Source organism: Pseudomonas sp. Tun-23181, from assembly GCF_057415455.1.
Map to the genome: position 1 here is coordinate 5,743,796 of NZ_CM171630.1, position 11,205 is coordinate 5,755,000.

An 11,205-nucleotide genomic window follows, 5' to 3' on the forward strand; every position below is an offset into this window, starting at 1 on the left:
ACGCTTCACAGGCCCGCTTCACGCTCACGAGGCTCGGCCTCTTCCTGCACCGGCGACGCTTCGCTGGCGCGGCGGATCTTCAGTTCGCTGACCACCACGGCGACGACGATCAGCAGGCCGCCCAGCAGCGCCACGCCCGGCAGACGCTCTCCGGCGATGCGCCCGACGATCCCGGCCCAGACCGGCTCGCCGGCATAGATGAGGGTGGCCCGGGTCGGCGATACCGATTTCTGCGCCCAGTTCATCGCCACCTGGATCACCGCGCTCATGGCGCCCAGGCCGATGGCGCTGGTCAGTAGCAGCCAGGAAAAATCAGGCAGGCGCTCCTGGGTCGGGACGATCATGAGGAACGACAGCACCGAGGCGGTCGCCAGCTGTACCACGGTGACCCGGCGCACATCGACCTGGCCGGCGTAGCGGCTGATCAGGATGATCTCGCCGGCGATGGCCACGGCGCTGACCAGGGTGACCAGCTCGCCTTCGCTGAAGTGCAAGGCCCCGCCTTCCGGACCAGCCAGCAGCACCAGGCCGACGAAGGCCAGGCAGATCCCCAGGGTGGGCATCAGGCCGGGGCGGCGGCCGAGCACCAGCCACTGCAGCAATGGCACGAAGGGCACATAGAGTGCAGTGATGAACGCCGACTGGCTGCTACTGATGGTCTGCAGGCCCATGGTCTGCAAGCCGTAGCCGAGCATGATCGTTACACCGATCAGCATGCCGGCCTTCAGTTCGGTGAAGGTCAGCCCCGCCAGCGCCCGTGCCGAGACCAGGCCGACGAACAGCGCCGCCGCGGCGAAGCGCAGGCCGACGAAGAACATCGGGCCGCTCACGGTCATGACGTTGTGCACCAGCAGGAAGGTGCCGCCCCAGAGCATGGTGATGAACACCAGCACCACCTCGGCCTTGCTCAGGCGGAAGGAAACGGACGGCTGCGGCGTAGGGTTGGATCGGCTCATGGTCTTGCACACTCGGAGGGGGCGGCGCACAATCGCCGCAAAAGTGGGCAGTATACTGCGCAACCCCTACCCGTGAGCAATATAGTGCACAAAGATTCCACCTACCGCGCCTCGGTGCTCCAGCATGTCAGCCAGAACGTTCGCCAACTGCGCAATACCGCCGGGCTGAGCCAGACCGCCCTGGCCGAGCGTTCCGGCGTCAGCCGGCGGATGCTGGTGGCCATCGAGGCCGGCGAGAAGAACGTCAGCCTCACCACCCTGGACCTGATCGCCGAAGCGCTCGGTGTGGCTTTCAGCACGCTGATCCAGGCCCCCGAGCAGCGCGACTCCAGCCGTATCGACGAACTGGCCTGGGCCGGCGAGCATCCCGGCAGTCGGGCGGTGCTGCTGGGCAGCAGCCCGGCCCGGCGCGAAGTCGAGCTGTGGGAGTGGACCCTGGCACCGGGCGAATGCTATGTCAGCGAGGCCGATGCCGAGGGCTGGAGCGAGCAGATCTACGTGGCCGAGGGCTGCCTGACGCTGGTCATCGAAGGGTGTGAACATCGCCTGCGGGCTGGCGAGTTCCACGTGTTCCCCAGCAATTGCCGGTACGCCTATCGCAACGACGCCCGCGAGCCCACGCGTTTCGTGCGCAACGTGGTGATCTGAGCGCTCAGCGGCCGTATTCGCCGAGCAGGGTATCGGTGTTCTCGACCCGGGCGTAGGCGAAGGCCAGCGCGGCCATGGAGGCCGCCTGCACCTGGGCGGCCGGCACTTGCTGGCCGGCGAAGTCCAGGGGCAGGGTGGCGCAGGCGTCGTGGGCCACCGCGACCTGGTAGCCGTGATCGGCGGCGGCGCGGGTCGCGGCGTCGATGCACATGTGGCTCATGCTGCCGACGATGGTCAGGGCCTGGACGGCGTGCTGGTCGAGCAAGGCCTTGAGGTCGGTATCGCGGAAGGCATTGACCTGGTGCTTGAGCACCACGGGCTCGCCTGGCGCCGGGGCGACCTTGGCGTGGATCTGCGCGCCTTCCGAGCCCGGGGCGAAGAAGGGGGCTTCGGCGCTGTCGAACTCATGCCGCACGTGCACCACCAGGTCGCCCCGTTCGCGGGCCGCGGCCAGCAGCCGGGCGGCGTTGTCGGCCGCTGCGTCGGCGCCGTCGAGTGTCCATTTGCCGCCGGGGAAGTAGTCGTTCTGGATGTCGATGATGACCAGGGCCTGCTTGCTCATGCTGCCTCCTGTGGCAGTAGTGGTTGGATGCGGATAGTTATAGGCTTGGGCGATCTTCCCTGGGATTGGCGCGATCGACAGAATGACGGCAAGAACTGACAGCACTGGCACCCTGGAAATCGGCGTGCTGGTCTATCCGGGGGCCCAGAGCGCGGCGGTGCATGGGTTGACCGACCTGTTCCGGGTGGCCAATCGGGTCGCCGCCGAGCTGGGCGCGGGCGACCTGCCGCCGCTGCGCGTGAGCCATTGGCAAGTCGATGCGCATGGGCACCTGCAGGTGATCCACGACAGCCAGCCCCAGGCCAGCCACCAGGTCCGAGCCTTGGTGATCCCGCCAAGCCTGGAGTCGGTGCCGGCAGCGCCGCTGCTCGAGCGACATCGGGCCCAGTTGCTCCAGTGGCACGGCCAGGGCACGGTGCTCGCCTCGGTGTGCATCGGGGTGTTCTTCATCGCCGCCAGCGGCCTGCTCGATGGGCGCGGGGCGTGCACCCACTGGAACTATGCCCAGGCCTTGGCAGAGCGCTTTCCCAAGGTCCGGGTCGAGGCCGGTCAGCCGCTGCTGGACGACGGCGACATCATGACTTCCGCCGGGCTGATGGCCTGGACCGAGCTTGGCTTGCGCCTGCTGGAGCGTTTTCTCGGCGCGACCCTGGCCAGGGAGACCGCTCGCTACCTGGCGGTGGAGCCGATGGCCACGGCATTGCCTGGCGCGCAGTTCAACCCCCGCCTGGACCATGGCGACGAGGCTGTGCTCAAGGTCCAGCACTGGCTGCAGGGCAACGGTGTGCTGGAGGCCAGCCTGGCGACCATGGCCAGCTGCGCGGGCCTGGAGCAACGTACCTTCCTGCGTCGTTTCCGCGCCGCCACTGGTCTGCGGCCGACCGAGTACTGCCAGCAGGTCCGGGTCGGACGGGCCTGCCGCCTACTGGAGTTCACCCGGCGCAGCGTCGACCAGATCGCCTGGGGCGTGGGGTACCAGGACCCGGGGGCGTTTCGCAAGGTGTTCCAGCGCATCACCGGCCTTACGCCCAGTGACTATCGGCGACAGTTCGCTGTGGCGGGGTGATGCATTTGGGGGCCGCGTAAAGCCACTATCAGTTCTCTGCGTGACAGCGCAGCCCAAAGGCTGGGTAATCTCCCACAGGTTCCGTATCGCTCTTATGAGTGAACAGGCGGTTCGGGCGGATGGGGCCCTGGCCCTTCGTCGGCCAGGCGATCATGGTGGTTGCGCAGGGGACATTCCTTCAGCGACAGGCAGCCACAGCCGATGCAGCCGTCCAGTTGGTCGCGCAGCAGGGTCAATTCATCGATGCGCCGGCTCAGGTCCTCGCGCCAGCGGGCAGAAAGCCTGCCCCAGTCCTCGGCGGTGGGGGTATGGTCCTTGGGCAGGGTGTCGAGGGCCAGTGCGATGTCCGCCAGGGCGATACCCAGGCGCTGAGCCATCTTGATCACCGCCACCCGACGCAGCATGGCCCGTGCATAGCGGCGCTGGTTGCCAGCGTTGCGGGTGCTGTGGATCAGCCCCTTGGCCTCGTAGAAATGCAAGGCGGTGACCGCCACCCCACTGCGCGCTGCCAGTTGGCCGACGCTCAGCAACCGGTCCTGGGGGTGGGAGGAGGGCGTCTTGCTCGGCATGGTAAAAAGTCCTTGACCTTGACTTAACTCGAGGTTTTACCCTCCTGGCCAACACGCTGCAAGTACCCGGAGCAAGGAGACTGTCCATGACGGCCAAGGCCCATTCCCTGTGGTTCACCCAGATGATCGAGTACGAGGTGCCGGCATCCCGGCAGGAGGCGCTGGCCCAGGCGCTGGTGCTGCGCAGCGAGGAGCTGGCTGCGCGCTGCGACGGGCTGCTGTCCGTCAGCATCCAGGCCAGCGACGATGGCTGCCGGGTGCTGCAGTACCTGCAGTGGCAGTCGCGCCGTGAATGGGCCGCGGCGGCGGAGCGCTTCGTCGAGGAGCCCTTTCTCGAACTGCTGTGCCAGCACCAGGCGCGTGGCGTGAACTTCGCTGCCTACCAGGCCCTGCGCAGCCTGGTGCGCGGCGCCGATGGCGGCCTGCACTGCCAGGTCGGCGAGTCTCAAGCATACCAGGGCGCATAGTGCGGGTAGCGGTCCAACCGCGCGCCGATCACCATTTCGCCGATCCAGGCGGCGAGGATCGAGCTGTAGGCCTTCTGGCTTTCCTCGCTGGACAACGCATGATCGGCACCGTCGACGATGCGGTGGGTCAGCGAGTGCGCCCCGACGAAGGCCGAGCGGTAGCTCATCAGGGTGTTGTGCGGCACATAGTCGTCTTGCTCCGACTCCACCAGCAGCACATCGCCGCCGAACTCCGCGCAGGCTGCCAGGGCACGATTGTCGCCCGGCCCGAGGATGCGCTGGCGGTAGACGTTCAGGCGCTGGCGGTCGAGGGCCTGTTTGGGGGTGTCCCAGTCGTCGTCCCAGTACAGGGCCGGCACGCGCAGGGCCAGCCACTTCACGGGGCGCTGGAGGGTCAGCAGGGTCGCCAGGTAGCCGCCATAGCTGCTGCCGATCAGGGCGATGGCGCTGGGGTCCACCGCAGGGTGGCTGGCCAGCCGGTCATAGGCGGCAACCAGGTCGCCTAGGTTCTGCTCGCGGGTGACGGTCAGGCGCTGGCTCTCGGTCTTTTCGTGGCCGCGCAGGTCGAAGGTCATGCACACGCAGCCCAGCCCGGTGATGTGCCGGGCCCTGGCCAGGTCGCGCTGCTGGCTGCCGCCCCAGCCGTGGACGAAGAGGATCCCTGGCATCTTGCTGCCAGGGCTCACCAGGGTGCCGCAGATGCGGTCGTCCTCGACCTGCAGTTCAACGGTTTCACTCTCGATGGTCATGGTGGCGAATCCGCGCAAATTTGCTGAGTTGTCCAAGTTCACTGTCGTGTCCCTGATAGAAGAGTGTGGCATCGGCGGGCAGCTCGACGGGGCCGAACACTTCATGGCTCGAGGCGCGTACCCGCTGCAGCGCCGGGTCGTCGGCGAAGGCTTGCAGGGCCAGGACTTCGGCACTGCTGGCGCCACCCAGGCGCCAGGATTGCTCCAGCACGCCGCTGCGCAGGTGCTGGTGCGCATCCAGGCCGCGGGCGATGTCATAGTTGCGACGCGAGGCGATGAAGCCGGGAAAGTGCTGCTGCGCCGCGCGTTCATAGGTCATGGCCTGGGTGATCGCCAGGCGCAGGTGGTCTTCCAGGGGCAACTGCAACAGCGCCTCGTAGCCCCCGCGCACCACCAGCAGGTCAGAGCCGCCATAGACCTCGGTACCCTGGTGGTCGTGGGTCAGCTGTTGGGTGCCGTAGTAGCTGCAGACCAGGCCCGCGACGTGGACCTGGCCAACGCTGAAGGTCTGCACGTCGTCGAGGTGCTCCTCCAGCACCAGGCCACAGGTGGCCAAGGCTTGGTCGTCGAGCTGCGCGAGCGCCGGCTCCAGTTCGTCGATATGGGTGACGACCTGCTGGCCGCGCCCGGCGCAGGCCAGTACCGGCTTGACCCGTACGGGGCCCTCGCGCAGCAGCGCTTGCGCCGCGCGGCGCGCATCGACCCGACTGAACACGGTATAGCCGCGCAGCAGGGCATCGCCTGCCTGGTGGGCGAAGGCATCGGTCCAACCCACAGGGAAGCTGGCGCCGGCGAGCAAGGGATGGGAAATCGCCTTGGTCGCCATGTAGGGGTGCGCCACCAGGCCGCCGAACAGGTCCTGTTCATCGAGGATGCCCAGGCGACGATAGCGCTGCGGGTCGACCAGGGTGTCGGTCGGCAGGTAGTAGTAGCGGTCGGCGGCGGTAGGTGGCCTGGTGGGTTCTGCACGGTCGATACCCAGCAGTTGGGCCAGGCAGTCGGCGAGCTTGAGGTGGACCGCATGTTCATGGTCCGGGCTGTGCTCGCGGGTATCGAGCAGTACGACGGCGGTTTTCGGCTCGCGGGAGTGGGGCATGGGCGTGCCTTTGCGCTGTGGGTGTATGGGGTGTGAAGCCGCCCGGGCGGCGAAGTTCAGCGCAATTGATCGGTGGTTGCCGGCGTTCGGAGCCTGCGCCCTGCCGGGCTCGAGGCTGTGAACCTGGTGCACCGGGATACCATAAATTGACGCTCCCATCCTATTTCCGCGCTGTAGAGGGGGCTACAGTGCGCCAAGCCCTCCGATGATGACGCCCTTTGCAACCCGCGCCGGGCGGCACAAGGCTGTCCGAGGCTTACCGTCCATTGCGTCGCACACTCAATAACAAGAAAAGGTACGCGAAGATGCACGAGTCCAGGTTCACCCGCCATTTCGTTCGCTATGCGTCAGCCGCGCTGTTCACCGTGGCTTCCCTGTCTGCCAGCGCTTCGGCGGACAAGCCGGGGGAGGGGGTGAAGATCACGCCGGCCTTCCCCTCGGTCGAAGAGGAGCGCTTTCGCGGCGAGATCGCCATGCAGGGCCTGCGCGAGCTGGGCTACAAGGTGCAGAAACCCAAGGAAACCGAATACGCCACCATGGTGCTGGCGGTCGGCTACGGCGATGCCGACTTCTCCGTGAACCTATGGGACAAGCTGCACGAAAGCTTCTACGAGAAGGCCGGGGGCGACCAGAAGATGGTCAAGGCCGGTGACATCCTGCCGGGTGTGTTGCAGGGCTACCTGATCGACAAGAAGACCGCCGATGCGCACGGCATCAAGTACATCACCGACCTGAAGAAGCCAGAGATCGCCAAGCTGTTCGACACCGACGGCGATGGCAAGGCCGACCTGACCGGTTGCAACCCGGGCTGGGGTTGCGAGCTGGTGATCGCCCACCACATGAAGGCCTACGACCTGGAGAAGACCGTGCACGTCAACCAAGGCTCGTACTTCGCACTGATGGCCGACACCATCACGCGCTTCAAGGAGGGCAAGCCGGTGCTCTATTACACCTGGGTACCTCAGTGGGTCGCCGGTGTGCTGGTCGAAGGCCGCGACGTGGTCTGGCTGGAGGTGCCCAGGACCGACCTGCCGGGTGGCGACAACGCGGTCGACACTACCTACCAAGGCAAGAATCTGGGCTTTGCCGTGGACAAGGTCGAAGCCGTGCTGAACCGGGACTTCGCCGACAAGAACCCGGCGGCGCTGAAGTTCCTCTCGCTGATGCAGATCAGCGCCGCCGACGAGAGCGCGCAGAACCTGAAGATGCAGCAGGGTGAGAAGAGCCCCGCCGACATCCAGCGCCACGCCAAGGCGTGGATCGTCGCTCACCGCCAGCAGTTCGACCAATGGCTGCAGGCTGCAAGGGCCGCGGCCACCCAGGCCCGCAACTGAGCCTGCCGGGGCATCGTTCATCTACCAGCAATACAGGGAAATCCCTCACATGCAGATCATTGGCGCCGAACAGATAAACGCCGTGCTGGGCTGGGGAGGCGTGCTCGATGCGCTTCGCCGGGTGCACCTGGGGCCACGTCCGGTCAGCGGCGCCTATTTCCTCGGCGACAGCGAGTATGGGCTGTTCAGCCGGGGAGTGGTGCTGCCGGGGCAGGGCGCGGGGGTGAAGATCGCCTCGATCTTTCCTGCCAACCTCGACGCGAGGCCACCCTTGCCCTCGGAGCAGGCGGCCTTCGTGGTGGTCGATGAGCGTACCAAGGCCATCAGCGCCATCTTCGATGGCCCGGCCATCACTGCCTGGAAGACGGCCGCAGACTCGGCGCTGGCGGCCGAGCGCCTGAGCCGGCCGGACAGCGCCGTGCTGTTGGTGCTGGGGGCTGGGCCGATCGCCCGAGCGCTGGTCGAGGCCTACTTGCATATCCGTCCCGGTATCCGCCAGGTGCTGCTATGGAACCGCACCGCCTCGAAACTCCAGCAGAGCGTCGCGCAACTGCAGGATCGAGGCATCGAGGCCAGCCTCGTCACGCAACTGGACGAGGCCGTTGGCCGCGCCGACATCATCGTCTGCGCCACCAGCGCTGCGCAGCCCTTGGTCAAGGGGCTGCATGTGCGTCCTGGGAGCCATATCGACCTGGTGGGTGGCTTCCGCCCGGACATGCGGGAGGCCGACAGCGCTGCGGTGGCGGCCGCACGCCTGTTCGTGGACGACCGTAACAGTGCGCTCGAGGCCGGCGACCTGCAGGTACCGCTGCAAGCGGGCCTGATCAGCGAAGCCAGCATCGAGGCCGATCTGTTCGAACTCTGCCAGGCGCCTTCGATCTTGCGCAGGGCCGACGACATCACGCTGTACAAGAACGCCGGTGGTGCGCACCTGGATCTGGCTGTATGCCAGCATGTGCTACGTCTCCTCAAGGGCTGAGACCAGGGCGTCGCGCAAGATGAATACAGCGGCGCAACGCCTGAGTGCGGTTGACCAGGCGAGGGGCACACGGATCGGTATCGGCCTGTGTCTGCTCTCGATGTTCGTGTTCGCAGCCCAGGACGGGATCACCAAGATACTGGTCAAGGACCTGCCGATCGCACAGATGGTCATGGTGCGTTACTGGTGCTTCCTGTTGTTCGCGGTGTGCTTCGTGTCGATGAAGGGCGGGGTGGGCAATGCGCTCAGGAGCGCCCATCCCTGGCTGCAGATGGCGCGCTCATTGCTCGGCGTCTTCGAGATCGCCGTGTTCGGCCTGGCGTTGCGGTACCTGGGGCTCGCCGAAACCCATGCGATCTACGCCATCTTCCCCTTGCTGACGATGGCCTTGGCCGCCGTCGTGCTGCGTGAGCATGTCAATCTGCGCCAGTGCCTGGCGGCGATCGTCGGCTTTGGCGGAACCTTGATCATCCTCAAGCCTGGCATTGGGGTGTTCAGCCTGGCCTCGTTGATCCCCCTGCTGGCGGCCTTGATGTTCGCGTCGTTCAACATCTTGACGCGCAAGATCAGCACGGCCGACTCCTTCGCCACGAACATGCTGTACATGGGGTTCTGGGGCGCCGTCGCGTCGACCGCTATCGGCCTTCCCCAATGGGTTGCGCCTTCCCCGGTGCAGCTCGGCCTGATGCTGGTGCTCTCGATGACGGGGGTGGTAGCACAACTGTTGCTGCTGCAGGCGCTGAAGTTCGCGCCTGCGGTGACCTTGCAGCCGTTCAACTATTCGTTGCTGGTGTTCGCTTCGTTGATCGGTGTTGTCTGGTTCGGGGAACTGCTCGATGTGTTCCTCGTCGTGGGCGCGGGGCTGGTCGTCCTGGGCGGGATGTTTTCGGTCCGGCGGCAGAAGGGGGTGGGGTGACAGGGCATGCGCGCTACTCCATTATCGACGGTCTGGAATGGTCAACGATGATGTGTCCGCAGGAGTGCGCATGAATAGTCAGTCCCCGATTCAGGAAAGCGTTCCGGCCCGCCTGGCGCGCGTGCGTGAGGTGATGGCCAGGGAAGGGGTGGATGCCCTGCTGGTGCCCTCGGCCGACCCGCACCTGTCCGAATACTTGCCTGGCCACTGGCAGGGGCGGCAATGGCTGTCCGGCTTCCATGGCTCGGTGGGCACCCTGGTGGTGATGGCGCGCTTCGCTGGACTGTGGGTCGACAGCCGTTACTGGGAGCAGGCGCAGAAGGAACTGGAGGGCAGTGGCATCGAACTGATGAAACTGCTGCCTGGCCAGCCAGGCGCGCTGGAATGGCTCGGCGAGCATGTCGAGCGCCACGGCGTCGTGGCGGTGGATGGCGCGGCCATGGCGCTGGCTTCGGCACGCCAACTGCGCGAGCGCCTGGAGGCCAGGCAGGTGCGCTTGCTGACTCACCTGGATCTGCTGGGGCAGGTATGGGACGAGCGGCCGGCCCTGCCCGGCAACCCCGTCTACCAGCACCTGCCACCCCATGCGACCGTCAACCGTGCGCAGAAACTGGCCGGATTACGCCAGGCATTGCAGGCGCAGGGGGCCGACTGGCACTTCATCGCCACCCTCGACGACATCGCCTGGTTGTTCAACCTACGTGGCAGCGATGTGTCCTATAACCCAGTGTTCGTTTCCTTTGCCTTGGTCGGCCAGACGCAAGCGACCCTGTTCGTCGGCCTGGACAAGATCGACGATCATCTGCGCCAGGTATTGCAAGTCGATGGCATCGAGGTGCGTGATTACGCCGAGGCTGGGCCGGCCCTGGCGGCACTGACACCGGGCAGCCGCCTGCTGGTGGACCCGGCACGGGTGACTTGTGGGCTGCTGGACAACCTCGACGAGCAGGTGCAACTGCTCGAAGGGCTCAACCCAACCACCTTGAGCAAGTCGCGCAAGGGCGAGGAGGAGCTGGTGCATGTTCGCCAGGTCATGGAGCAGGACGGCGCCGCGCTGTGCGAGTTCTTTGCCTGGTTCGAGGCGAACCTGGGCAAGGAAGTCATTACCGAGCTGACCGTCGATGAACGCCTGAGCGCGGCGCGTGCCCGCCGTCCGGGGTTCGTGTCACTGAGTTTCTCCACCATCGCGGCCTTCAACGCCAATGGCGCCATGCCGCATTACCGGGCCACCGAGCAGTCGCATGCGGTGATCGAGGGTGATGGACTGCTGCTGATCGATTCTGGTGGTCAGTACCTGGGCGGTACCACCGACATCACCCGGATGGTGCCGATCGGCAATCCCTGCCGCGAACAGCGCGAGGATTGCACGCGGGTGCTCAAGGGCATGATCGCGCTGTCGCGGGCCACATTCCCTCGCGGTATTGCCTCGCCGTTGCTCGATGCCATCGCCCGGGCGCCGATATGGGCCGACCAGGTCGACTATGGGCATGGCACCGGGCATGGCGTGGGTTATTTCATGAATGTCCACGAAGGGCCGCAGGTCATCGCCTACCAGGCGGCGACCTTGCCACAGACCGCCATGCAGCCGGGCATGATCAGCTCGATCGAGCCTGGTACCTATCGCCCGGGCGCCTGGGGCGTGCGCATCGAGAACCTGGTGGTCAACCGCGAGGCTGGCAAGAGTGCGTTCGGCGACTTTCTGGCCTTCGAGACCTTGACGCTGTGTCCGATCGATACCCGCTGCCTGCTGCCCGAGTTGCTCGGGGCACAGGACATCCAGTGGCTCAATGGCTATCACGCCATGGTGCGGGAACGGTTGGCGCCATTGCTCAAGGGCGAGGCCCTGGCCTGGCTGGAGACGCG

12 protein-coding genes (1 of these 12 running past the window's edge) are annotated in these 11,205 nt (G+C 66.2%); 7 read left to right on the plus strand and 5 right to left on the minus strand.

Annotated features, from left to right (window positions below):
- Positions 1–5 precede the first annotated feature (5 nt).
- The gene (locus ACDI39_RS26975; protein ID WP_225790435.1) at positions 6–956 is read right to left on the minus strand and encodes a DMT family transporter; all 951 of its coding nucleotides are present in this window, start codon (positions 954–956) and stop codon (positions 6–8) included.
- An 84-nt stretch (positions 957–1,040) separates the two neighbouring features.
- Between ACDI39_RS26975 and ACDI39_RS26980 the strand changes: the two genes are divergently transcribed.
- The gene (locus ACDI39_RS26980; protein WP_225790434.1) at positions 1,041–1,604 is read left to right on the plus strand and encodes a helix-turn-helix domain-containing protein; all 564 of its coding nucleotides are present in this window, start codon (positions 1,041–1,043) and stop codon (positions 1,602–1,604) included.
- 4 nt (positions 1,605–1,608) lie between these two features.
- Here the strand turns inward: ACDI39_RS26980 and ACDI39_RS26985 are convergent, their stop codons facing one another.
- Positions 1,609–2,166, minus strand: a complete 558-nt coding sequence (locus ACDI39_RS26985) for a cysteine hydrolase family protein (RefSeq protein WP_253081655.1) — start codon at positions 2,164–2,166, stop codon at positions 1,609–1,611.
- An 82-nt stretch (positions 2,167–2,248) separates the two neighbouring features.
- Here ACDI39_RS26985 and ACDI39_RS26990 point away from each other — a divergent pair, with 82 nt between their 5' ends.
- On the plus strand, positions 2,249–3,232 hold the full coding sequence (locus tag ACDI39_RS26990) for a GlxA family transcriptional regulator (protein ID WP_253081656.1): 984 nt from the start codon (positions 2,249–2,251) through the stop codon (positions 3,230–3,232).
- Between the two features lie 92 nt (positions 3,233–3,324).
- Here ACDI39_RS26990 and soxR read toward each other — a convergent pair whose 3' ends face one another.
- Positions 3,325–3,801, minus strand: a complete 477-nt coding sequence (gene soxR / locus ACDI39_RS26995) for a redox-sensitive transcriptional activator SoxR (RefSeq protein ID WP_225790431.1) — start codon at positions 3,799–3,801, stop codon at positions 3,325–3,327.
- Positions 3,802–3,887: 86 nt separating this feature from the next.
- Here soxR and ACDI39_RS27000 point away from each other — a divergent pair, with 86 nt between their 5' ends.
- On the plus strand, positions 3,888–4,268 hold the full coding sequence (locus tag ACDI39_RS27000; protein ID WP_225790430.1) for an antibiotic biosynthesis monooxygenase: 381 nt from the start codon (positions 3,888–3,890) through the stop codon (positions 4,266–4,268).
- On the opposite strand, the gene ACDI39_RS27005 is transcribed toward ACDI39_RS27000, so the two are convergent.
- Both ACDI39_RS27005 and ACDI39_RS27010 read right to left on the minus strand, forming a co-directional pair.
- Positions 4,247–5,017 carry an alpha/beta hydrolase family protein gene (locus ACDI39_RS27005; RefSeq protein WP_225790429.1) on the minus strand — a complete coding sequence of 257 codons (771 nt, stop codon included), beginning with the start codon at positions 5,015–5,017 and terminating at the stop codon, positions 4,247–4,249. The two genes, ACDI39_RS27000 and ACDI39_RS27005, sit on opposite strands and share 22 nt — an antisense overlap.
- On the minus strand, positions 5,001–6,113 hold the full coding sequence (locus tag ACDI39_RS27010) for a DUF3182 family protein (protein WP_486537184.1): 1,113 nt from the start codon (positions 6,111–6,113) through the stop codon (positions 5,001–5,003). Before ACDI39_RS27010 ends, ACDI39_RS27005 begins: the two co-directional genes overlap by 17 nt.
- A gap of 305 nt (positions 6,114–6,418) precedes the next feature.
- On the opposite strand from ACDI39_RS27010, the gene proX reads away from it, so the two are divergent.
- From proX to ACDI39_RS27030, 4 genes are all read left to right on the plus strand, one after another.
- Complete coding sequence (gene proX, locus ACDI39_RS27015; RefSeq protein ID WP_486537185.1) at positions 6,419–7,447, plus strand: glycine betaine/L-proline ABC transporter substrate-binding protein ProX; 1,029 nt, start codon at positions 6,419–6,421, stop codon at positions 7,445–7,447.
- Positions 7,448–7,496: 49 nt separating this feature from the next.
- Positions 7,497–8,426, plus strand: coding sequence for an ornithine cyclodeaminase family protein (locus ACDI39_RS27020; protein WP_225790426.1), 930 nt, complete (start codon positions 7,497–7,499; stop codon positions 8,424–8,426).
- Positions 8,371–9,342 carry a DMT family transporter gene (locus ACDI39_RS27025; protein ID WP_225790425.1) on the plus strand — a complete coding sequence of 324 codons (972 nt, stop codon included), beginning with the start codon at positions 8,371–8,373 and terminating at the stop codon, positions 9,340–9,342. The genes ACDI39_RS27020 and ACDI39_RS27025 overlap by 56 nt, the downstream gene beginning before the upstream one ends.
- A 70-nt stretch (positions 9,343–9,412) precedes the next feature.
- Positions 9,413–11,205, plus strand: partial view of an aminopeptidase P family protein gene (locus ACDI39_RS27030; protein WP_253103321.1) — the 5' portion only. Its footprint extends 16 nt past the window's final position; the window shows 1,793 of its 1,809 coding nt (coding positions 1–1,793); it begins with the start codon at positions 9,413–9,415; the stop codon falls past the right edge of the window.